This window comes from Bifidobacterium sp. JNUCC 75, assembly GCF_054819865.1.
Window position 1 is genome coordinate 1,854,465 of sequence record NZ_JBTHIF010000001.1, and the last position, 23,515, is coordinate 1,877,979.

The 23,515-nt window shown below is 61.1% G+C and carries 19 protein-coding genes; 15 read left to right on the top strand and 4 right to left on the bottom strand.

Annotated features, from left to right (window positions below):
• Window positions 1-13 precede the first annotated feature (13 nt).
• The 4 genes from recO (at window position 14) to ACVWNW_RS07365 (ending at window position 4,415) form a co-directional block, all read left to right on the top strand.
• Entirely contained in the window at window positions 14-736 is a 723-nt protein-coding gene (recO, locus tag ACVWNW_RS07350) for a DNA repair protein RecO (protein WP_198207233.1), read from the top strand.
• Window positions 737-739: 3 nt separating this feature from the next.
• On the top strand, window positions 740-1,534 hold the full coding sequence (locus ACVWNW_RS07355) for an isoprenyl transferase (RefSeq protein WP_046322639.1): 795 nt from the start codon (window positions 740-742) through the stop codon (window positions 1,532-1,534).
• Window positions 1,535-1,699: 165 nt separating this feature from the next.
• The gene (locus tag ACVWNW_RS07360) at window positions 1,700-3,130 is read left to right on the top strand and encodes an amidohydrolase (RefSeq protein ID WP_198190585.1); all 1,431 of its coding nucleotides are present in this window, start codon (window positions 1,700-1,702) and stop codon (window positions 3,128-3,130) included.
• An 88-nt stretch (window positions 3,131-3,218) separates the two neighbouring features.
• Entirely contained in the window at window positions 3,219-4,415 is a 1,197-nt protein-coding gene (locus ACVWNW_RS07365; RefSeq protein WP_198190586.1) for an MFS transporter, read from the top strand.
• A gap of 208 nt (window positions 4,416-4,623) precedes the next feature.
• Here the strand turns inward: ACVWNW_RS07365 and ACVWNW_RS07370 are convergent, their stop codons facing one another.
• The 4 genes from ACVWNW_RS07370 to ACVWNW_RS07385 all read right to left on the bottom strand — a co-directional run bounded on the left by ACVWNW_RS07370 (window position 4,624) and on the right by ACVWNW_RS07385 (window position 9,225).
• On the bottom strand, window positions 4,624-6,147 hold the full coding sequence (locus tag ACVWNW_RS07370; protein WP_198190587.1) for a glycoside hydrolase family 32 protein: 1,524 nt from the start codon (window positions 6,145-6,147) through the stop codon (window positions 4,624-4,626).
• 52 nt (window positions 6,148-6,199) lie between these two features.
• The gene (locus ACVWNW_RS07375; RefSeq protein WP_198190588.1) at window positions 6,200-7,492 is read right to left on the bottom strand and encodes an MFS transporter; all 1,293 of its coding nucleotides are present in this window, start codon (window positions 7,490-7,492) and stop codon (window positions 6,200-6,202) included.
• Between the two features lie 263 nt (window positions 7,493-7,755).
• Complete coding sequence (locus ACVWNW_RS07380; protein WP_198190589.1) at window positions 7,756-8,829, bottom strand: LacI family DNA-binding transcriptional regulator; 1,074 nt, start codon at window positions 8,827-8,829, stop codon at window positions 7,756-7,758.
• A 60-nt stretch (window positions 8,830-8,889) separates the two neighbouring features.
• The gene (locus ACVWNW_RS07385; protein WP_046322648.1) at window positions 8,890-9,225 is read right to left on the bottom strand and encodes an MTH1187 family thiamine-binding protein; all 336 of its coding nucleotides are present in this window, start codon (window positions 9,223-9,225) and stop codon (window positions 8,890-8,892) included.
• 197 nt (window positions 9,226-9,422) lie between these two features.
• Here ACVWNW_RS07385 and ACVWNW_RS07390 point away from each other — a divergent pair, with 197 nt between their 5' ends.
• The 11 genes from ACVWNW_RS07390 to ACVWNW_RS07440 all read left to right on the top strand — a co-directional run bounded on the left by ACVWNW_RS07390 (window position 9,423) and on the right by ACVWNW_RS07440 (window position 23,418).
• Entirely contained in the window at window positions 9,423-10,940 is a 1,518-nt protein-coding gene (locus tag ACVWNW_RS07390; RefSeq protein ID WP_046322650.1) for a glycine--tRNA ligase, read from the top strand.
• 31 nt (window positions 10,941-10,971) lie between these two features.
• The gene (gene dusB / locus ACVWNW_RS07395; protein WP_232339376.1) at window positions 10,972-12,105 is read left to right on the top strand and encodes a tRNA dihydrouridine synthase DusB; all 1,134 of its coding nucleotides are present in this window, start codon (window positions 10,972-10,974) and stop codon (window positions 12,103-12,105) included.
• Window positions 12,106-12,336: 231 nt separating this feature from the next.
• The gene (gene ftsZ, locus ACVWNW_RS07400; RefSeq protein ID WP_198190591.1) at window positions 12,337-13,515 is read left to right on the top strand and encodes a cell division protein FtsZ; all 1,179 of its coding nucleotides are present in this window, start codon (window positions 12,337-12,339) and stop codon (window positions 13,513-13,515) included.
• 18 nt (window positions 13,516-13,533) lie between these two features.
• Window positions 13,534-14,001, top strand: coding sequence for a cell division protein SepF (locus ACVWNW_RS07405; RefSeq protein WP_121913743.1), 468 nt, complete (start codon window positions 13,534-13,536; stop codon window positions 13,999-14,001).
• A 41-nt stretch (window positions 14,002-14,042) separates the two neighbouring features.
• Complete coding sequence (locus ACVWNW_RS07410; RefSeq protein WP_198190592.1) at window positions 14,043-14,327, top strand: YggT family protein; 285 nt, start codon at window positions 14,043-14,045, stop codon at window positions 14,325-14,327.
• A 91-nt stretch (window positions 14,328-14,418) separates the two neighbouring features.
• Entirely contained in the window at window positions 14,419-15,723 is a 1,305-nt protein-coding gene (locus ACVWNW_RS07415) for a DivIVA domain-containing protein (protein WP_198190593.1), read from the top strand.
• Window positions 15,724-15,753: 30 nt separating this feature from the next.
• Window positions 15,754-16,266, top strand: a complete 513-nt coding sequence (locus ACVWNW_RS07420) for a signal peptidase II (RefSeq protein ID WP_198190594.1) — start codon at window positions 15,754-15,756, stop codon at window positions 16,264-16,266.
• Window positions 16,263-17,192, top strand: a complete 930-nt coding sequence (locus ACVWNW_RS07425) for an RluA family pseudouridine synthase (RefSeq protein ID WP_198190595.1) — start codon at window positions 16,263-16,265, stop codon at window positions 17,190-17,192. The genes ACVWNW_RS07420 and ACVWNW_RS07425 overlap by 4 nt, the downstream gene beginning before the upstream one ends.
• 43 nt (window positions 17,193-17,235) lie before the next feature.
• A complete protein-coding gene (gene dnaE / locus ACVWNW_RS07430; protein WP_198207208.1) occupies window positions 17,236-20,793 on the top strand; it encodes a DNA polymerase III subunit alpha in 3,558 nt (1,185 codons plus the stop codon).
• An 82-nt stretch (window positions 20,794-20,875) separates the two neighbouring features.
• The gene (gene hisD / locus ACVWNW_RS07435) at window positions 20,876-22,273 is read left to right on the top strand and encodes a histidinol dehydrogenase (protein ID WP_198207206.1); all 1,398 of its coding nucleotides are present in this window, start codon (window positions 20,876-20,878) and stop codon (window positions 22,271-22,273) included.
• The gene (locus ACVWNW_RS07440) at window positions 22,270-23,418 is read left to right on the top strand and encodes a histidinol-phosphate transaminase (RefSeq protein WP_198207204.1); all 1,149 of its coding nucleotides are present in this window, start codon (window positions 22,270-22,272) and stop codon (window positions 23,416-23,418) included. The genes hisD and ACVWNW_RS07440 overlap by 4 nt, the downstream gene beginning before the upstream one ends.
• Window positions 23,419-23,515: the final 97 nt, after the last annotated feature.

The following is a 23,515-nucleotide window of genomic DNA, read 5'->3' on the forward strand; positions in this document are numbered from 1 at the left end:
GGACGGGGCCGTCGTGGCCATCTATCGTGACGAGGGGCTGGTCCTCAGAACGGTCAAATTGGGCGAGGCCGACCGCATCGTCACCATTCTTACCAGGGGGCACGGCAAGGTCAGGGCCGTTGCCAAGGGGGTGCGACGGACCAAGTCCCGCTTCGGTGCGCGGCTGGAGCCCTTCATGCGTGACGATCTGCTCATCTCCCGAGGCCGCAACCTGGACATCGTCTCACAGGCGGTCTGCATAGCCCCCTATGCGGATGCCATATGTGCCGACTACGACCTCTACGCCAACGGGGGCGTCATGCTTGAGACCGCCGACAAGCTCGTGGTGGGTGAGCACGAGCCGGCCCCGGAGCAATACCGTCTGCTGGTCTCCGCCCTGGCCAGCCTGGCAGGTCATCGACATGACCCCCGTGACATCGGCTCCTCCTACCTGCTGCGCTCCCTGGCGCTGGCGGGCTGGCGGCCCCGGCTGGATTCCTGCATCGTCTGCGGCCGTACCGACCAGCTGACCCACTTTTCTGTGCCCGGCGGCGGGGTGGTCTGCAGTCGGGACAGGCCTACCGATGCTGTGGCGGTGGATCCCGCCACACTGGCCCGCTTCCGGGCGCTGAGCAGTGGGGACTGGTCCAATCTGGACGGCAAAGGCTCCACCCCCCTGTGCGACGGTCTTGTTGAGAAATGGGGCGAATATTACCTGGAGCGGCCCATCAGGTCCCTTAGGCTATTAGATTCTTGAAGCATGAGCTTTGACCCCGTCGACTACACCTCCCTGGATGTGCCTGCAGCCCCATTCTCCGACCCAGCGCGTATTCCGCAATTCCCCGAGGGCTCAGTCCCGCGGCACCTGGGTGTGATCATGGACGGCAATGGCCGCTGGGCCAAGCAGAGGGGTATGGAGCGTACCCAGGGTCATCGGGCTGCCGAGCCTGTGGTCTTCGACACCATAGCCGGGGCCATCGAGGCCGGGGTCCGATATCTGAGTCTGTATACCTTCTCCACGGAGAATTGGAAGCGCTCGCCGGCCGAGGTGCATTTCCTGATGGGTTTCTCCCGGGACATCATCCATCGGCGTGTGGCCCAGATGGACGACTGGGGAGTGCGCGTGCGCTGGGCGGGCCGTCGCCCTCGGCTTTGGAAGTCAGTCATCGACGAGCTGGAGGCGGCCATGGAGCGTACCCGCCACAACACCAGGATCGATGTGATCTTCTGCATCAATTACGGGGGCCGGGCTGAGCTGGCCGACGCAGCCACCGACATCGCCCGGGAGGTGGCGGCTGGGCGGATCAAGGGCTCCAAGGTGACGGAAAAGATGATCGCCCAGCATCTCTACAACCCCGACATACCGGACTGCGACCTGGTCCTGCGCACCTCGGGGGAGCAGCGCACCTCCAACTTCCTGCCCTGGCAGGCGGCCTATGCGGAGCTGGATTTCGTGCCCGAGCTCTTCCCCGACTGCGGGCGCGAGGTGCTTTGGCGGGCCATCGACGATTACATCCATAGGGACAGGCGCTTCGGAGGCGTGGAGAATGCCTGAGAAAACAAGGCATCTCAATTTGTGAAGTTAGCCATAGTCGTCCAAATTTACATGTCTGAACACTCTCGTAATGCCCTTGAAAGGTAGTCTGTGTCATATCGCAGCGGAGCAAGCCTTATCCGCTGTGGCGATTAGGGCAGCAAACGAAGCGAAGGAGTGACAGGCGTGGACGACAAGCAACGCATCATGCAGATCATCGAGGACAAGTCACAGGAGTTCATCGATGCCGCCGACCATATTTGGGGTACCCCCGAGACCAGATTTGCCGTGAGGGAGTCGGTCCAGCAGCATTACAAGGTGCTGGAGCAGGAGGGCTTCGACATCGAAAAGGGCGTGGGCCATATGGACTATGCCTACGTGGCGACCTGGGGCTCGGGTCGTCCGGTAATCGGCATCACCGGCGAATACGACGCCCTGGGAGGCCTCAGCCAGGTGGCTGATTTGGGCGAGCACAAGCCCTTGGTTGAAGGCGGCAACGGGCAAGGTTGCGGTCACAATATTCTGGGTATGGCAGCTGTCGCGGCCGGAGTGGGGATCAAGACCTTCATGGAGGAGAAGGGACTCAAGGGGACCATCAAGGTCTTTGGCTGCCCAGCTGAGGAGTCGGGCTACGGCAAGGCCTTCATGGCCAGGGACGGGGTCTTCGACGGGCTGGATCTGGCCCTGTCCTGGCACCCCTCGGATGTGACCCAGGCCTGGGGCTCCTCCAGCCTGGCGGTCCTGCAGGCCTACTTCGACTTCACCGGTGTGCCGGCGCACGCGGCTGCGGCCCCTGAGCTGGGCCGGAGCGCCTTGGATGCCGCGGAGCTGATGAACGTGGGAGTGCAGTTCCTGCGTGAGCACATGATCGATGAGGCCCGCGTGCACTACGCCTTTATCGACGCAGGCGGCGAGTCGGCAAATGTGGTGCAGTCCCATGCGCGGCTCTACTATTTCGTGCGCGCTCCCAGGATGGATCAGGCTCAGGATCTGTTCAAGCGTGTGGAGAAGATCGCCCAGGGTGCAGCTCTGATGACCGAGACCCAGGTCAAGGAAGAGTTCGACGCGGCCTGCTACAACTTCATCCCCAACCATCCGCTGACCGAGGCCATAGACAGGAACCTGGACATCGTTGGCCCCCTGCCTCTGGACCAGCAGGAGCTGGACTATGAGCGCCGCTACACCGACACGGTCCCTGAGGCCGGCAAACAGCGGGTGCTCAGCCGCACCAAGGCTACCTTCCCTGATCTTCCGGATGAGGAAGTCAGGAAGATGGCCGAGTCCACCATGGCCCTGAAGAAGTATCCACTGGCCTTCACCGATACGGCATCGGGGTCCACAGACGTCGGCGATGTCAGCTGGCAGACACCCACCGCCCAGTTCAGCGGCGGCTTCGAGCCTCAGGGTACCTCAGCTCATTCCTGGCAGTGGGCGGCCAACGGCAAGTCCTCGGTGGCCCACAAGGGTCTGCTTGCGGCAGGTAAGACCCTGGCTCTGACTGCTTATGATGCATTTACCAACCCGGATCTGGTCAAGGCTGCCAAGGAGGACTTCAACAAGACATTCGCCGGCCAGGAGTACAAGGTCGTCATCCCAGACGATGTGATGCCCCACTGACCTACTATTCGGCTGTCGCCGTGCCCTGTGATCCCTGCGGATCACTCCGCCCGGCGGTGGTTGGCTTCGACTGAAGGATGACGGACCAATGGCAATCAAGCAATCCTCAAAAACGGCGAGCGGAACGCTGATCTTCTCCCTGATGGCCGGTTACTCGATCGTGTACATGGACAAGAACATGATCTCGACCGCCATCATCCCCATCTCCGAGCAGTTCCACCTTGACTCGGGGCAGACAGGCATCATCATGTCGGCCTTCTTCCTGGGCTACTCGCTCATGCAGATACCCAGCGGCTGGTTGGCCGATCGGCTTGGGGCCAAGCGTGTGCTGATGGCTTCGATGATCATCATCGGCCTGTTCAGCTACCTGTTCGGCCTGGCTAATGGTCTGGTCTTCTTCATCATCGTCCGGTTCTTCGCTGGCATGGGCCACGGCGGCTACCCGCCCTCCTGCTCCAAGTCGATTGCGGAGAACTTCCCGCAGGAACGGCGTACATTCGTTCAGTCCCTGATTCTGTCGACCTCGGGCATCGGCGGCATCCTGGCCTTCGTTCTGGGCGCCAACCTGGTCGCCATCAACTGGCACCTGGCCTACGGTGTGCTGGGCACCCTCTATCTGCTGGCTTTTGTCTGCATCCTGATTTTTGTGCCCTCCCAGCCTCGCCAGCCCGAAGTCGACCTGAAGCCGGGAGCCAAGGGGGCAGGGTTCCTTGAGGTCTTGAAGAATCGGAACGTGCTGGTCCTCTTCGTGGCCATGCTCCTGCTCAATATCCTCTTGTACGGCAATATTTCTTGGATGCCCACCTTCATCAAAAATACCTTCGGGCTCTCGATTGGTCAGGCCGGCATCCTGCTGGCGGTCAATTCGGTATTCACGACCGTCGCCACCATCTATGCCGGCCAGTTGCTCTCGAAGCTCTTCCTGGGCAGGGAGAAGGTGGCCATCCTGGGCGCCGGGGTAATCAGTGCCGTCCTGGTTGTCTGTTTTGTCTTCTCGCGCAACATCTGGCTCTCCCTCCTGCTGCTGATCCTGGTCTCCTGCGTCTCTGTGGTGGCCTTCACCGGCATCTTCACCTGGCCGCACAAGATCATGGACCCGCACATCATCGGTTCCGCCATAGGCATCATCAACACCGGTGGCACCTTGGGCGGATTCCTGGCTCCCATGATCATCGGCTACCTGGTCAAGGCAGCCGGCGGCTCCTTCGTTGGAGCCTTCCTCTTCATGGGTGCAGCAGCCATCGTTTCGGGGCTGATGGCTCTGCTGGTTAAGGTCGGCAAATAAAGCCGAAGCCGGATCGACCGCATCAACGGCTTCTGATCTCGAAGATCAAACATCTGTGGAGTTATTGTCAAAGGGCCAGTGCTCCTTTTGGGAGTTTCGATGCTTTGGTTCTGACCACAGGTGCTTGTAGGTGGATGTTTGCCAGAGAAATGCCCGTCCCTGAGTAATTTCAGGAACGGGCATTTCTCTGTCGACCAGAGGAGTTGGGTCAGCGATCCGGCTGCTCCCAGATGGTGTCCAATTTGGCGATGGAGAGGGAGTCGATCAGCGCCTTGCCCTCGCCGGACTCGGCGATCAGTCGAATGCCGCGTGGTCCTTGGGCTGGGAAGGAGTAGGAGGACATGATCTCCAGCCCGTCGTTGACGACGACCTCGATCGAGCCCCTGTCCACTATGACGCGTAGCTTGAGTTTGCCCGAGGACTTGTCGACGGGAGCGGTGCGGTAACCCCGGTCCCCGTAAGTGTTGCAGTGGCGGTCGAGCACAACGCGGCCCAGCTGGTCGTCATAGCAGACCAGCGTATGGTCGCCTGATTGTGTCCGATGAATCTCCAGGCCGATGCGCTCGGCCTGGGACTTGTTCAGATCGATCTCCATATTGATGTCGGCGGTCTGCGCGTCGTCCACCAGATTCCGGCTGCCGTTGACCTCCAGCTCGATGGGACCGAAGTTCTGCTGGTCTTGGTCCAGGTTGGAGAACTCGCGTACGGGCAGGCAGCGCAGATGATCACCGGCCAGGGTGACCTCGCGGGGCACGGTGAACTGGCCGCACCAGCTATCCTCCTGCATGGGGATGGGTTCGGTGAAGGGGCTCATCCAGCCGAAGACCAGCCGACGGCCGTCAGGGGCTTGGAAGGTCTGCGGTGCATAGAAGTTGTGACCGTCATCCCAGAGGTGGAACTCAGTCTCCTGATGAAAATCGCCGCCGGGCTGCCAGCTGCCGATCACATAGCCGGCGTTGTTGTGGTTGCGGGCTTCGAATCCGTGGGGCTTCAGGCCCATGGCCGAGTAGCAGACCACCCACTTGTCCTCCAGGGGGAACATATCGGGGCATTCCAGCATGAAGACCTGAGGGTCAGGATGCCGGTAGATCACACGATCGAAGGTCCAGTGCTCCATGTCGTTGGAGGTATACATCCAGATTTCGCCCCGATGGGCGGGAGTGCTGACTCCGAAGACCATGTACCAGAGCCCGCCCATCTTCCACACCTTGGGATCGCGGAAGTGCAGGATCTTCTCGTCGGGGCAGGGGACTACAACACCCTTCTTTTCGAAGTGGATGCCGTCTGAGGAGACCGCCATGCACTGCTCCTGGAGGTTGCCGTCGTCATCGTTTACCCCGTTGCGCCAGCGGTGACCGGTGTAGTAGATGGTCAGACGGCCGTCGTCGCCCACCACGGCCGATCCGGAGAAAACCCCGTCCTTCTCGACCTCCAGGGTGGGTGCCATGGCCAGAGGCTCGCGCCGCCAGGTGACCAGGTCGGCGCTGGACACATGCCCCCAGTGCATGTTTCCCCATTCGCTCCCGTAGGGGTTGAGCTGGAAATAGGCATGATAGCGGCCCTGGTAATAGATCAGACCGTTGGGGTCGTTGATCCATCCGGCCTTGGATGCAATGTGGCACTGGGGATACCAACGATCATTGCGGGTGGTGAAGAGCCGATCGATGCTTTTCTGGGCCTTATCCAGCTGATCGCTCATATCGGTGTTTTCTTTGGTTGCTGCTTGGTTCATCCTTGAATCCTTTCGGGGTTGGGCGGGGTGCTGATGATGGTCGATCTGCGAATCAGCCCTGCGTTATGGCGGACTTCTGTGAGTCCCTGATGAAGGGATCGCCCTCCACCTGCTGATCGTCGCGCTTGAGTACGAAGATTCCGTAAATCAGGGCGACCAGCACCACCAATGAGATGGTGTAGAAAGTGACCCGGTCGCCGGCCCGATCGTGGAGCATGCCCAGCGGGGTGGACAGGGCCACCTGACCGACCTGGGAGGCAATCTGGAAGCCCACCATGTAAAGGGTGGCGGACAGCTTGGGGTTGAAGTGCAGGGTGAAGTAGCGGAAGGCCGGCAGGCTGAAGAGCGGGACCTCGATGGAGTGGAAGAGCTTGACGATGGAGACCATGACCGGGTCGTGGAAGAAACCGCACAGTCCGATTCTGGCGAACATGACCGTAGCGCCCAGCAGCAGGGAGTTGCGGACGCCGATCTTGCGCATAATGACTGGAACTACGCCCATCATGGCCGATTCAAGGAATACTTGGAAGGAGTTGAGAATGCCATAGATCTCGTGACCCTGTTCCGGGGTGGGGAAGAGGTTGGCATAGTAGTTGGGGAACATCTGCTGGTCGAAGACCGTGTAGAAGGTGTTGGTGAAAATCATGAAGACAATCAGGAGCCACAGGGCGGGCATGCCCAGGACATGGATCATGTCGCGCAGGGAGGGCTGGGACTTTTCGCCCTCGGGGGTGGATTCCCGCTTGATTTCTTCGCGCTGCTCATCAGGAATCCAGAAGGCATAGACCAGGAGCATGCACGCGCCGAAGGCTGAGCCCAGCCAGAAGTTGATCATCGGGTTGACGTTGAAAGCGAACCCGGCAATCAGGGCCACAATGGCGTAGCCGAAGGAGCCCCAGGCGCGGGACTGGCCGTATTCGAATCCGAATTTACGACTGTACCGCTCGGTGAGGGCTTCGATCAGAGAGCAACCTGACATGAAACCTGCGGATAGAACGACCGAACCGAGTAAGGCTCCCAGGATCAAGTTGGAATGCATGAGGGGGGCGTAGACGAACTGCACGAAAGGCCCAACCAGCGCCGCAATGGCCGCGATGAATATGGCGAGCCTACGCTTGACTCCCAGCTCGTCCTGGATTACCCCGTAAACGAACATTATTATGAGTGTGCCCACGGAGTTGATGGAGTAGATTTTGCCAACCTGGGTGTTGGTCATACCGAGGCCGTTGATCAGCCAGGGCGAGTAGAAGGACCACCAGATGCCCCAGGCGCAGAAGAAGAAGAATATTCCGGTGGAGGATTCCAAATATGATGGGTTCCTCCATGCTGATGATTTGGCGGCCATGCTAACCCTCTCTCCTTGTTGTGCACCGCTTCTCCGCAGTGCCTCACGGTCCGATGCACTTACTGTGTGCAGAGCGAATCCTGGTAGGTATAGTAGGTCGTCAATCGATTTACGTCAAACGATTGACGATTATTGCATCTCCCTATCGAAGACGATGAGCAACTAGCAGGGGATGCTGACTGATTGGTGACTGGCGACAAGCCAGCCGGATCTGAACTTGGTTCGCCATCTTGCGGCGGGAAAGGGGAGATGTGATTCTGGCATTAGTGGTTGGCCGAGACTGGGTCCGAGGTGGCATCTAGGCGGGTGGAACCCTTACGGATCAGGGCGCAATGGATGCGCACCCCGCCAGCTTGATCAAGCGGCGGCAGGACGGCACGGGTATCGGGCAGCGGTAGGGCAACGCGACGCGGGTTGATTTGTGCCAGCAGTCGCCGCGCCGCCCAGAATCCCATCTCGTAGTGGGGAAGCTCGACCGTGGTCAGTGGGGGTGCCGTGGTTTCTGCGATGACCTGGTGGTTGTCCACGCCTACCAGGTTCAGATCTCTGCCGATTATCAGATGGCGGGCTGCGGCGGCCTGGTATAGGTAGAAAGAACGTGAATCATTGAAGCAGAAGACACCATCGGGGTGCTGGTTCTCCATCAAATCGTCCACTTGGTCCATGGCTTCCTGGTTGAATCCCACCAGTCGGATCAAGGCCTTACTTGCAGGTAGGCCGGCCTCCTTCAGGGCGGTCTGATATCCGCGCATTCTGTCTTCTTGCGCTGGCAGATTCTGTGTGGTGCCTAGGTAGGCCACCCGGCGGCAGCCTGATTCAATCAGGTGATGGGTGGCATCGTAGCCGATTAGAAACTCGTCAGGTGCGATGCTGGGACAGCGTTCGGCGCGCTCCACTGCGTTGACCACCACGGCAGGGCAGGAGCGCAGAGCCTGGGGCAGGTCGATATTCTGGTCGTACATTTTGGCGAAGAGGAAGCCGTCCACCCCATAGCGCTTTAATGCCTGGATCTGTTCGGCTTCCCGAACGCCCTCATCAGTGGAGACGGTGAGAAGCAGATAGCCGCGCTCAGCGGCCGCATCCTGTGCGCCCTGAATGATGGCGCCCGCGTAGGGCGTGGTGGCTACCTTTTCGCTGATGAAGCCCAGCATGCCGGTCTTGCTGGTACGTAGCGACCTGGCCATGGGATTGGGCCGATAGCCCAAGGCTTTGGCTATGCTGCGCACCTTTCGTGCTGTATCCGACTTGACTCTGCCCTTATCGCGGCCGTTGAGCACCAGAGAGACTGTGGAGACGGATACGCCTGTGCGTTCGGCGATCTGCTTCATCGTGATCATGGGCACACCTTAACTTGTTCAGGCGATTTCAGCCCGACTGATCTTCAGCGACAGGGAGTTTTAGCGGTTTTCCCCGCCCAGGATCCGATCGATCCGTTCCACCTTTTCGTGGATCTGGTCCCGCTTCCCGGGACGGATGTCCAGCCTGAGGCTGACGCCGGTCCGATATCCCTGTTCGGCCAGGACCCGTGTAGCTTCTTCCACGACCTCCATGACCCGATGCAGATCCCCTTCGACGACGGTGCTCATGGCATTGGTCTGATTGGGCAGACCTGAATCCCTGATGACCTTGATGACCTGGGCCACATAGGTGGACAGCTCCTCACCCTGACCAGAGGGAGCAATAGTGACCTCGGCTACGGTGTTTAGATAAGATTGGTCATTCGTATCTGGCATATCGGAAACCTTTCCACATCGATTGGTGTTCGTAGGCAGGATGCCCGGTGTCCCCAGCGGTCACCTGCGCGGCCTCCCGCACATGCCTCGATGGTAGGCCTCTACGCTGACAGCAGGTCACCCGTCGAAGGTATGCTGGAGGCCGGTCATCAGGTCGTATGCCCCAAGGAGGGGCTCCCGAACAGAAGGTGTAATCAGTGGCAGTATCGAAACTGGATGAGGTCATCTCCCTGGCCAAGCGCCGAGGGTTCGTCTTTCCCGCAGGGGAGATCTATGGCGGGACGCGCTCGGCCTGGGACTATGGCCCTTTGGGCGTGGCCCTCAAGGACAACATCAAGCGTGAGTGGTGGCGGACCATGGTGGTCACCCGCGACGACGTGGTTGGCGTGGACACCTCGGTCATCCTGCCCACGGCGGTCTGGGAGGCCTCGGGCCATGTCTCCGTTTTCAACGACCCCCTGATCGAGTGCCTGAACTGCCACAAGCGGCACCGAGCCGACACCCTGGAAGAGGCCTACGTCGAGAAGCACGGCCATGATCCGGAAAACGGCCTCAAGGACATCCCTTGCCCGGACTGCGGCACCAAGGGCCAATGGACCGAGCCTCGCGACTTTAACATGATGCTGCAGACCCACCTAGGTCCTGTCCAGGACGAGAAGAGCCTGCACTATCTGCGCCCCGAGACCGCCCAAGGCATTTTCGTGGACTTCAAGTCCGTCATGGCCTCATCGCGATCCAAGCCTCCTTTCGGCATCGCCAACATGGGCAAGAGCTTCCGCAACGAGATAACGCCCGGCAACTTCATCTTCCGCACCCGCGAGTTCGAGCAAATGGAGATGGAGTTCTTCGTCCACCCTGGCACCGACGAGGAATGGCATCAGTACTGGATCGATGCCAGGACCCGTTGGTACGTGGACCTGGGTGTCAAGCCGGAGAACCTGCGGCACTATGAGCACCCCAAGGAGAAGCTGGCCCACTATTCCAAGCGGACCGTGGACATCGAGTACCGGTTTGGCTTCCAGGGTTCCGAGTGGGGCGAGCTGGAGGGCGTGGCCAACCGCACCGACTACGACCTCAAGGCCCATGCCGAGCACTCGGGCGAGGATCTGAGCTACTTCGACCAGGCCAGCGGGGAGCGTTACATCCCCTATGTGATTGAGCCTGCGGCCGGACTGACGCGCTCGCTGATGGCCTTCCTGGTGGATGCCTATGACGTGGACGAGGCTCCCAACACCAAGGGCGGGGTCGACCGGCGCACCGTGCTGCGTCTGGATCCGAGGCTAGCCCCGGTCAAGGCCGCCGTCCTGCCCCTGTCCAAGAAGCCAGATCTGCAGCGGATCGCCCATGACCTGGCCGCCGACCTGCGCCAGAATGAGTGGATGGTGGACTATGACGAGTCCGGCGCTATCGGCCGCCGCTACCGTCGTCAGGACGAGATTGGCACGCCCCTGTGCATCACCGTGGACTTCGACACCCTGGACGACAAGGCGGTTACCATCCGTAACCGTGACTCCATGCAACAGGACCGAGTGGCCTTGGACCAGGTGGAGAACTACGTGCGTCGGGTCGTCGGCGAACAGCGGGTGCGCTATCCCATGGGCCCCTCCGACCTGACCGGCGCGCGCGCCGCCGACGGCTACACGGACCTAGCCAGCGAGCCGGGCACGGACGAGAGCGAACCCATCAAGGTGGCCGAGGCCGGTGGCCGGTACTGAGACTGATCACTCGACCCAGAAGATCGCTCCGATGCAGCTGGGCCCTATAACCGTGCCTGTTCCGGTCATGCTTTCGCCCATGGCGGGTGTGACCAACTGGCCTTTCCGTTTGCTCTGCAGGGAGTATGGACCGGACGGACTGTATGTGGGGGAAATGGTTACGGCTCGGGCCCTTGTGGCGCGCAACCCCAAGGCCTTCCGGCTGTGTCGCTTCGCTCCTCAAGAGAAGGTGCGCTCACTGCAATTGTATGGGGTGGATCCTCAAATCATGGAGCAGGCCACCAGAATGGTGGTTGATGCGGGCTGGGTCGATCATATCGACATGAACTTCGGCTGCCCAGTCCCCAAGGTCACCAGACATGGTGGGGGATCCGCCCTTCCCTGGAAGACCGACCTCTTCACCGAACTGGTTCATCGAGTGGTTGCTGTCTGCTCGCCTGCCGGAATCCCCGTCACCGCAAAGATCCGGGTGGGCATCGACCACCAGCACGAGACCTTCTTGGAAGCGGCTCACATCGCCCAGGAAGAGGGTTGCGCCGCCGTGACTTTGCATGCCAGAACCACGGCTGAATACTATGGCGGCCATGCCGACTGGGATCGGATCGCTCAGCTGGTCCAGTCCGTAGACATCCCCGTCTTCGGCAACGGCGACATTTGGACAGCCGAGGATGCCCTGGACATGTTCGCCCAGACAGGCTGCGCAGGCGTGGCCATCGGTCGGGGCTGCCAGGGCCGTCCCTGGCTCTTCGCCGACATCGCTGCGGCCCTGGCCGGCTCGCCGGAACGGCAGGAGCCCACCTTGGGTCAGGTCGGGGCGATCATGGCCCGCCATGCCCGGCTCCTGGTCGAGTTCTACGACGGCGACGAGCGCATGGCCGTCCATGATATGCGCAAGCACGTGGCATGGTACCTCAAGGGTTTCGCCGTGGGTGGGCAGGTGCGCCGCGACTTCATGGCATGCGAGAACCTGGAGGATCTGGATCACTGCATCGCCGACCTGGACCAGGACATGCCCTATCCGCGTGCCGTGGCCGGCAAGCCCCGGGGCCGAGTCCGCTATGCCAAGAAGGTTCGCCTGCCCTATGGCTGGCTGGATTCGCGGACTACCACCCATCAGGAGCGCGAAACGCTCTTTGGCAATGATCCCATGGACGCCTCCTACTGAAGCCGGAAATATCCCTCTCGCCAAGCATGTGCATCCGGGTCTAGAATCAGGGTTTAGAATACGGACAGAACGGCGTGGAGGTTCTTTCGGAAGACCAGGGCGGTTGGCTCTGACCTCCCGGACCCTAGGCCCACGGCCGTCAGGGAGGGTCGGAACGCCTGTGGGCAAATGCGTGTTGGCGTATATGACCTGCGCTAGAGTTGAGCGTAACGTGAGTGACGGGAGCATACTGTGAGCGAGATTGCCCAGAATGACAATTTCAATGACAAGACCAACATCAAGGTCGTTGGTGTTGGTGGAGCCGGTGGCAATGCTGTCAATCGCATGATCGCCGAGGGTCTGCAGAATGTCGAGTTTGTGGCCATCAATACCGATGCCAAGGATCTCCTGCGCTCAGATGCCGATGTGAAGATCTCCCTTTCTGATGCCAACAGCCGTGGCCTGGGGGCCGGCGCTGATCCGGAGAAGGGCGCCAAGGCTGCCCAGGACCATCAATCTGACATTGAAGAGGTCCTCAAGGGTGCCGACATGGTCTTCGTCACTGCTGGGGAGGGCGGCGGCACAGGCACCGGCGCCAGCCCCTTGGTTGCGCGTGCAGCCCGTCAGCAAGGCGCGCTCACCATCGCCGTGGTCACTCGGCCGTTCACTTTTGAAGGGCCCAGGCGCTCCGCTTCCGCCGAATCGGGCATCGAGAACCTGCGCAAGGAGGTCGATGCCCTTATCGTTATCCCCAATGACCGGCTTCTGGATCTCTCGGATCGCACGGTCTCGGTCATGGATGCTTTCAAAACCGCCGACACGGCCCTGCTGGCCGGCGTTCAGGGCATTACCGACCTGATTACCATGAACTCCTACATTCACGTGGACTTCTCCGATGTCACCGCTATCTTGAAGGATGCCGGCACTGCCCTCTTTGGCATCGGCGCAGCCAGGGGTGAGGATAGAGCCACGCAAGCTGCTGAGATCGCCATCTCCTCCCCGCTCTTGGAGGAGAGCATCGAGGGCGCCCATGGAGCTCTTATCAATGTGGCCGGCCCCAGCGACCTGAGTATGCAGGAGGCATCTGCTGCCGCCCAGCTGGTTCAGGATGCCATCCATCCTGAGGCGCAGATCATCTGGGGTCTGGCCTTGGACGACGCCTATGGGGACGAGGTGCGGGTCACGGTCATCGCCGCCGGATTCGATCCCACCCCAAAGAAAGATGAGATCAAAGCCTCCGTAGCAGACTCGGCCACTGCACCGGTAGCGGCCACCCCGGTCCAGGAGCCCCAGCAGCCTATGGCGGATCCGTCCGTCCAGGCGGAGTCGGAGTCCGATGAGACCTCCGAACACGATGTGGTGCCCCCAGCCTCTGGCGATGACGGCACCTCCGACCCGGGATATCTGGATATCCCTGACTTTCTGCGGTAATCAGGCGAAGGAGCAGATATGGCAGGATTGATGAAAAACGCGATGTCTTTTTTCGGCATGTCGGATGTCGTGGACGACGATGACGACGATCTGGCCGACGATGACGAGGCTCGCGACGGTTTCGACACCGATCACTCTGTGACCCCCATGGCTCAGCAATCTGCATCCAACAGCCAGGAAGCCGAGCCCACACCTTTCCAGAGCCGGATCAACCGCATCACTACCATTCATCCCAAGTCCTACGAGGATGCCCAGATGGTCGGTAGGGCCCTGAGGGACGGGGTGCCGGTGGTCCTCAACCTGACTGGGGTGTCCGAGTCTGTGGCCTACAGGATTGTCGATTTCTCCGCCGGCGTGGTCTTCGGGGTACGCGGGTCCATTGAGCGGGTCACTCCAAGGGTCTTTCTACTCAGTCCTGCACAGGTCAACATCAAGGTGGAGGAGCCTGAGTCGGGCTCTTCGGCCAAGGGGCTTTTCGCCCAGTGACTGACACCCTGGCAACCGTGTCCGCAGGAGTCTGAAGACGCATGCTTGTACCTTTTGTTCGTTATCTGGTAGACATCCTTATCGAGACCTACCTGCTGGTTCTCTTCGTGCGGATGATTCTGGACTGGGTTCTGGTATTGTCGCCTCGCTGGTACCCTCGTGGCTTCGTAGCCTCGCTCATCCGGGTTATCTATGCCTTGACTGAGCCGCCGCTTCGCTGGCTTCGCCGGTACATTCCGCCCCTGCCCATGGGCAGGATCCAGCTTGATGTCTCCTTCATGGTGCTCTACGCCGGACTGATCATCATCCAGGTGCTTATAGGCTAGAGACAAGACCGCGGATACGGCATACTCCGTGCTAGCATGCAGTAAGAGAACACAATCGGGCTGGTTGGCCTGAAGCGAGGTGGAGAAACATATGGCTCTATTGACGCCTAATGATATAAGGGAGCATACCTTCCAGACAGTGCGGTTCAAGGAAGGCTACGACGTCGACGAGGTCGACGACTTCCTGGATCAGGTCACAGACACGGTTGAAGCGTTGGGCAAGCAGGCCGTGCAAGGAAGTGCCGCTTCCACCCAGTCCCTGGGCACCGATGTGGCCTCGTTGAACTCCAAGATCTCCGATCTGACGGCTCAGGTGGAATCGCTGCAAAAGGAGAATGGGGATCTGAAACAGGCCCAAGGCTCCGCAGCCCAGCAGCCCGCCGTGGATGCGCAGACCAAGCGGTTACTGGCCGAGTCCCAGAGTCAGGTCAAAACCCTGTCCTCCCAGAATGACCAGCTCAAGCGTCAGGTCGAGCAACTCAACTCCCAGATCGACCAGCTGACTGCTCAGGCCGCTGCGGGCAACAACACCCAGGCTCTGACCAACCAGCTGACGGCCATGCAAAAGGAACGCGACCAGGCCCGCCAGCAGGTCCAGGCTCTGACCAACCAGCTCAATGCCTCCCAGCAGAGCATGGCCACGGCCCGCCAGCAGATCGCACAGGCTCAGAAGGCCTCTCAGGAGCAGCAGCAGCGTACTGAGCAGCTGAACAAGCAGCTAGAGGAATCCCGCAAGCGCGAGGAGCAGTTGCGTGAGCAGGTCTCCAAGGCCGAGCCATCCACCGAAACGGGCAGTCTACAGCGGATTGCGGGCGCTGGCGCTGAGGCCAACAGCGAACCCGAGAGGGCCACCGCCATGCTCACGCTGGCCATGCAACTGCACGATCAGTACGTGGACAAGGGTAAGGCCAACGCCTCCCAGCTGGTGGCCGAGGGCCATGCCCAGCACGACGACATTGTCAAGAAGGCTGAGGACTACTCCAAGAGGACCCGCGCCGAGGTGGACGAGTACTCCAAGCGTGTGCACTCCGAGGCCGATGGCTACTCACAGCGCGTACGCTCCCAGGCCGACGAGTACTCGGTCAAGACCCGTTCCGATGCTGACGCCTATTCCAAGCGCCAGCACACCCAGGCCGACGAGTACGAGACACAGGTGCAGACTCGGGCGCAGGAGTACGACAAGAACACCCGCGACAGCGCGGATCGTTATGCCGCCGATGTCAAGAACAAGCTCATGGATCAGTCCAAGGTTCTCGAGGAGAACATCCAGGGGCTCAAGCAGTTCGAGGCGGGCTACCGCAGCAAGTTGACCGAGTTCCTCAACCAGCTGATCAACCAGATTTCAGACACCAGCAATTACCAGTCCATGGAAAAGAAGTCCGAACAGGCTCACTGATTCCATCCGGTAATGACGAAGAACACATCTATGAGACGGCTGCGCGGACGCGTGGCCGTCTTCGTCGCTCTGGCGGCAGTGGCCATAGCCCTGGATCAGCTGACTAAGGCCCTAGCACTGGCCCGGCTGGGCAACGGCATCAGGGTGGCTCTGCCGGGTCCCCTACGCGGTCTGCGACTGGTACGCAACCCCGGTGCATCCCTGGGATTGGGGTCTGGGAGTACCTGGGTCATATCCCTGATCGCCTTAGCGGCCTGTCTGCTCATCATTGTTCTGGCTCTGCGCACCACCTCCATGGTCTGGACCTTGGTCCTCTCCCTGGCCTTCTCCGGGGCAGCAGGCAATCTGATCGACAGGGTTGCCTATGCCTCCGGTTTTCTTGACGGTGCCGTGGTCGACTTTCTGGACTACGGCTGGTCGGTGGGCAACGTTGCCGACGTCTATCTGACTCTGGCAGGCGTGGCCGTAGTGGTGCTTATTATCTGTAATGTGCGGTTCAGCGACCGGTCCAAGACACTAAAACATGGGGGAGCGGCAAAGTGACACGGCTTCTTCCTGCGCCGGATGCCTTGGTAGGTCGGCGCTTGGATCTGGCCCTGTCCAAGATGCTGGGCCTGTCCAGGGCCAAGGCCAGCGATCTGGTGGCCCAGGGTCATGCGCGGATCATGGGCCGCCGGGTGAACAAGGCCACCACCTTGATGAGCGGTGATCTGATAGAGCTGGACGAGCCCGAGTCAACCAAACAGGTGGAGCCGGTGGCTGAGGACATGCCCGTGGTCTACGAGGATGAGGACGTGGTCGTCGTCGACAAGCCGGTGGGGGTGGCTGCACATCCCTCCATAGGCTGGACCGGTCCAACCGTTCTGGGCAGCCTCCTGCAGCGGGGTACCCACATCACCTCCATGGGAGCCCAAGGCCGCCAGGGTATCGTCTCTCGTCTGGACGCGGGCACCAGCGGCCTCATGCTGGTCTGCAAGTCCGACCTGGCCTACAAGGAGATGCGTCGGCAATTCGCCCGGCATGAGGTGATCAAGATCTACCATGCCCTGGTCCAGGGCAATCTGACCGAGGACAAGGCCACCATCGAGGCTCCCATCGGACGCGCCCGGGTCTCGGACTTTCGCTTTACGGTCACCCCTGCAGGCAAGGAGGCCATCACCCATTGGGATGTGCTGGAACGTTTCGGCTCGGCCACCCTGGTCAGCGTCAATCTGGAGACTGGGCGCACCCATCAGATACGCGTGCACTTCTCCTCCATAGGCCATCCACTGGTAGGTGATCACATGTATGGGGCCAACCCCGACCTGGCGGACAGGCTGGGCCTGAAGCGGCAGTGGCTACACGCCATGCGCCTGGAATTCCGCCATCCCCGCACCAAAATCTGGACCAAGGTGGTCTCCTCCTACCCGGCTGATCTGCGCCGCTCCCTGCAGATCGAACGTCAGGGCGCCACCGGTATACGCAGCTAGCGGACTCCGGCGATTCGGCCAGAGGCCTGGGTAAATTGGAGATATGTCCTCAACCCGGTCAGACTTCGTTCACCTTCACACCCATACCCACTATTCAACCTTGGACGGGGCCAGCAGAATACCCGACCTGGTTGCCGAGGTGGGACGGCTGGGGCAACCGGCTGTAGCCATTACCGATCACGGCAACATGCACGGGGCTTATGAGCTTTGGCGCACAGCTGTAGATGCTGACATCAAGCCCATCATCGGCATTGAGGCCTACGTGACCCCTGAGACTGCCCGCCAGGACAAGAGCCGGGTCCACTGGGGAACCGACGAGCAGCGTTCTGACGATGTCTCCGGCGGTGGCTTCATCACCCACATGACCCTCTGGGCCAGTGACGACACGGGCCTGGTCAACCTGATCAAGGCCTCATCGGTGGCCAACCTGGAGGGTCTGGTCGGCAAGTGGCCCCGTATGGACAAGGATTTGCTGTCCACCTATCACAAGGGGGTCATAGCCACCACCGGCTGCCCCTCGGGCATCGTCCAGACCAGGCTGAGGTTGGGCCAGTTCGACGAGGCTCTGCGGGCCGCCGGGGAGTTCCAGGACATCTTCGGCAAGGAGAACTACTACGTCGAGCTGATGGACCATGGGCTGGAGATCGAGCATCGGGTGACCAAGGATCTGCTGGAGATCGCCCGTCGTCTGGATGCCCCCCTGGTGGCCACCAACGACTCGCACTATGTGCGCAAGGAGGATGCCTCGGCCCAGGACGCCCTGCTCTGCATCAACTCGGGATCCCGGCTGACCGACCCCGGCCGCTTCAAGTTCGACGGCAGCGGCTACTACATCCGCTCGGCCCAGGAGATGCGTGAGATCTTCAAGGAGTTCCCCGAAGCCTGCGACAACACCTTGGAGATCGCAGAACGCTGCAACGTCATGTTCGACGACCACGAGGACGGGGCCTTCATGCCCCGTTTCGACTGCCCGGAAGGCTGGGACGAGACCTCCCTTTTCCTGAAGAAGGTGGACGAGGGGTTGAAGAACCGCTACCCGGACGGGGTGCCCGAGGAGGTATCCCACCAGGCCGACTACGAGTGCGGGGTCATCTGCCAGATGCAGTTCACCGGATACTTCCTGGTGGTGGCTGATTATATCAACTGGGCCAAGAACCACGGAATCATGGTGGGACCGGGCCGTGGATCGGCGGCAGGGTCCATGGTGGCCTACGCCATGGGCATCACCGAGCTGGACCCGCTCAAGCATGGGCTGATTTTCGAGCGATTCCTCAACCCTGAGCGCGTCTCCCTGCCTGATATCGACGTGGACTTCGACCCCGAAGGGCGCATGAAGGTCCTGGACTACGTGGGTCGTAAGTACGGCTCCGACAAGGTGGCCCAGTGCGTGACCTACGGCACCATCAAGACCAAGCAGGCCCTGAAGGACTCAGCCAGGATCATGGACTACGAATATTCCGTGGGCGACCAGGTCACCAAGGCCCTGCCGCCTACGGTCAATGGCAAGGACATGAGCCTCAAGGAGATCTTCGATCCCCAGTCCAAGCGCTACCCGGAGGCCAAGGAGTTCCGCGACTTATACGAGTCCAACCCGGACGTCAAGCGGATCACTGAAGAAGCCAAGGGCATCGAGGGCATCATCCGTCAGACCGGCGTGCATGCCTGCGCCACCATCATGGCCTCCAATCCCATCACCAATACCTCGCCGCTGATGGAACGCACCGACGGCACGGTGACCACCACCTTCGAGTACCACACCTGCGAGACCCTGGGGCTGGTCAAGATGGACTTCCTGGGGCTGTCCAACCTGACGGTCATCAGGGACACGGTCAACAACATCAAGCGCAACGGCAAGGAGCCCATCAGCATCGAGAAGGTCCCCCTGGACGACAAGGAGACCTACCAGTTGCTGTCCCGGGGCGACACCCTTGGCGTCTTCCAGCTCGATGGCGACGGCATGCGCTCCCTGCTGCGCATGCTCAAGCCTGACAATTTCAATGACATATCCGCCCTGATCGCCCTCTACCGGCCGGGGCCCATGGATATGAACTCGCACATCAACTATGCCAAGCGAAAGAACGGGCTGCAGAAGATCGAGCCCATCCATCCCGAGGTGGCCAAGCCCCTGGCGGGCGTGCTCGACGAGACCTATGGCCTGATCGTCTATCAGGAGCAGGTCCAGTCAGCGGCCCGAATTCTGGCCGGCTACTCCCTGGGCCGAGCCGATGTGCTGCGGAGGGCCATGGGCAAGAAGAAGCCTGATGTCCTGGCCAAGGAGCAAGTTCCCTTCTTCGAGGGCATGAAGGAGCACGGATACTCCCAGGAGGCGGCCCAGGCGGTCTGGGATGTCCTGGTGCCCTTCTCCGGATACGCATTCAACAAGGCGCACTCCGCGGCTTACGCCCTGATCGCATACTGGACCGCTTATCTGAAGACCCACTATCCGGTGGAGTTCATGGCCGCCCTGCTGCAGAACGAGCGGACCAACAAGGACAAGACCGCACTCTACCTGGGCGAGGCCAGAAGGATGGGCATCCGCATCCTGGCGCCTGACATCAACGAGTCCGTGTCCGAGTATTCCGCTGTCGGCGACGTGGTCCGCTTCGGCTTGGGAGCCATCCGCAATGTGGGCGACAAGGTGGTGGCGGACATCATCAAGGAGCGCCAGGGACCCCGGGGCAAGTATGTCAACTTCATGGACTTCATCAAGCGGGTGCCCATGGAGGTGCTCAACAAGCGAACCGTGGAATCCCTGATCAAGGGCGGTGCCTTCGACGGCATTGACCCCAACCGGAGGGCGCTTTTCCAGATTCACGATGAAGCCGTCGACCAGGTCATGCCCATCAAGCGCAAGCAGGCCGAGGGCCAGTTCGACCTCTTCGCCGACGCCGATGAGGACGCCCCCCAGCAGGATGCCTTGGGCGATGCCCAGGTGACCGTGCCCGACATCGACGAGTGGGACAAGTCCACCAAGCTCAACTTCGAGCGGCAGATGCTGGGCCTGTATGTGTCTGACCACCCGCTGAGCGGCATGACTTCGGTTTTGGCTGGTATGCGAGACATGTCCATCGCCCAGCTGCTCAACCGGTCTAACAGCATGGACGGCAAGGCGGTGACCCTGGCCGGGCTGGTCACTGCTGTGGACCGCCGGGTCTCCAAGAAGGGCAACCCCTGGGCCATCGTCACCATCGAGGACTTGGAGAGCTCCATCCAATGCATGTTCTTCGGCAAGGTCTACGACGCCCACTCCGACGACCTGGCCCTGGACTCGGTCATCAGGGTGAGGGGAGTGGTCGAGCTTCGTGACGAGGCCACCAACATCCGCGTCAACGATATGGAGGTGCCCGTCCTGGAGTCGGCGGATGAGCGGCCTCTGACCATAACCCTGCCCAAGCAGGCTCTGGACCGGGGGCACATGGAGCGGCTGGCTCGGATACTCAAGTCCCACCCCGGTTACTGCCAGGTCCGTCTGGCCGTCACCGACGACCGGGGCAACGTCCGTCTGTTGACCTTTGGAGACGGATTCCGCACCCGGCACGACACCTCCATGATGGCCGAGATCAAGTCCGTCTTCGGACCCTCCTGTCTGCCATCGGCCTAGGACGCACCCGGAGCTGTCTCACCATTTGGGACGGTGGTGAGTCGCTGGCTTTGGCGACACAAAAGTTCACTACCATCAAAGTATGTCAAAGCTCATCATGAGAACCATGGATCTGCGCGGGAAAACCATGTCCCGCGCCCAACTCCTCGCCGCCATGCCCCGAGCCGATATGGGTACACGGGAGGCCAGCGCCCAGGTGCAGCCCATACTGGACCAGGTGCGTGAGCATGGGGCTGCGGCCCTGCGCGACCTGGAGGAGAAGTTCGACCATGTGCGTCCCCATGATCTGAGGGTGCCGGCATCGGCCATGCAGGAGGCCCTGAGGCAGCTGGATCCGAAGGTCAGATCGGCAATCGAGGAGTCCGTTACCCGCATTCGTAAGGTCTGCACTACCCAGGTGCCCAAGCCTATGGCCACCGACCTGGCGCCCGGTGCCCGAGTCAGTGAGCGGTGGATCCCGATTGAACGGGTCGGTCTGTACGTGCCGGGAGGCAAGGCCCTGTATCCCTCTTCGGTGATCATGAACGTGGTGCCCGCCCAGGTAGCCGGCGTCGATTCCCTGGCCGTGGCCACTCCGCCCGAATCCGGCGATCCTCGCGGTCTGCCAGCGGCCATCATCCTGGCCACCTGCGCCATCCTGGGGGTGGACGAGGTCTATGCCGTGGGCGGCGCCCAGGCTGTGGCCATGTTCGCATATGGGGCCAGAGGGTCGGAACCGCAGGACGGAGAGATTCTCTGCGACCCGGTCGATAAGATCACCGGCCCGGGCAATATCTTCGTGGCGACGGCCAAGCAGATGGTCTCCGGTATGGTGGGAATCGATGCCGTGGCCGGACCTACGGAAATTGCCATTCTTGCCGACGGGCAGGCCAACCCCGACTGGGTTGCTGCAGACCTGATCGGCCAGGCCGAACATGACGAGCTTGCCGGTTCGGTGCTGATCACCGACAGCCAGGAACTGACCCAGGGCGTTCAGGAGGCTCTGGGGCGCAGGGTGCCTCGGACCGAGCATGCCGACCGGGTGCGCACCTCCCTGGGCGGCAACCAGTCGGGAATCATCCTGACCGACGGGATCGACCAGTCCATCGACGTGGCCAATGCCTATGCTGCCGAGCATCTGGAGGTTCAGACGGCCGATCCTGATGCCGTCATCGACAGGATTCGGAATGCCGGCGCCATCTTCCGCGGCCCCTATTCCCCTGTGCCTCTGGGCGACTATATGTCCGGGTCCAACCACGTTCTGCCCACTGGCGGCACAGCCCGGTTCGACGTGGCCCTGGGCGTCCACACCTTCATGAAGCCTGTCGAAGTCATCGAATATGACGAGGAAGGGCTCAAGCCCATCGCGGCCAAGATCAATGATTTTGCCGTATCCGAAGACCTGCCCGCCCATGGCGAGTGCATCCTGAGCCGGTTCCTGGACGACCCCTACAACAAAGCCGACCTGGAAGCCAACGAAGAGAAGGCTGGTCTGCTGTGAGTGCCATACCAGCTGATCTTCCCCTCCGCATGGACCTAATTGGGGAAGAGCCTTACGGCGCCCCCCAGCTGGATGTTCCGGTCTGTCTGAACGTCAACGAGAACCCCTATCCCCTGGACCAGGAGGTGGTCGATGCCATTTGCCAGCGTGTGCGCCAGGTGGCCCCCGGCCTCAACCGCTATCCGGACAGGGAGCATGAGGACCTGCGGCGGGCCCTGGCCGTCTACCTGAAGAAGGAGTCTGGTGCCTCGCTTGAACCCAAGCAGATCTGGGCGGCCAACGGGTCCAATGAGATCATGCTTCAGCTCTTCCAGGCCTTCGGCGGGCCGGGTAGAACCGCCTTGGGCTGCGACCCGACCTACTCCATGTATCCGGAGTACGCCCGTGACACCTTCACTGACTGGGAGTTGGCCCACCGGCTGCCTGATTTCAGCCTGGATATTGAAACGACTATCGGGCGCATCAAGGCTTTGAGACCAGCCATGGTCCTGGTAACCAGCCCCAACAATCCCACGGGGACGGCCCTGCCCATGGATCAGCTGACCAGGCTCCTGGAGGTCTGCTCTAAGATTCCCGTGGCGGGCGCGGACCCGTCCGCCCGGCCCATTGTCGTCGTGGATGAGGCCTACATCGAATTTCGAGACCCGGGCACGCCCTCGGCGGTCAGCCTGATTGGTCAGTACGACCATCTGGCAGTCAGCCGGACCATGTCCAAGGCCTTCGCCTTCGCCGGCGCCAGGGTGGGTTACCTGGTTGCATCCCAAGGAATAGTCGACGCAGTCCGCATCGTCCGAATGCCCTACCATATGAGCGCCCTGACTCAAGCTGCGGCCCTGGCTGCCCTGGAGCACACGGACCTCCAGCTGGCTCGGGTGGATCAGCTTCGCCAGACCCGTCGGCAGACAGCCGAGTGGCTGGCCGGACAGAAGTTCCATGGTCAGCCCTTGACTGTGGTTCCCTCGGCCTCCAACTTCATCCTCTTCGGCATTTTCCCCGACCGGGATGCCGTATTCGAGGCCATGAAGGATGAAGGCGTGTTGATCCGGGCCGTAGGTCCCCAGGGCTACCTGAGGGTCTGCATGGGCACGGACGTGGAGATGGAGCGATTCCGCCAAACGCTGGTCCATGTCCTCAAGCGGTTCTAGGAGGATGCGGACCAGCGGCACGGCTATGCTGGTGGTCTAGACGCCGCGCAGAAGATACAGCGCGAACTGGAGTGTGCGGCAGAAAGCGGAGGAGCAG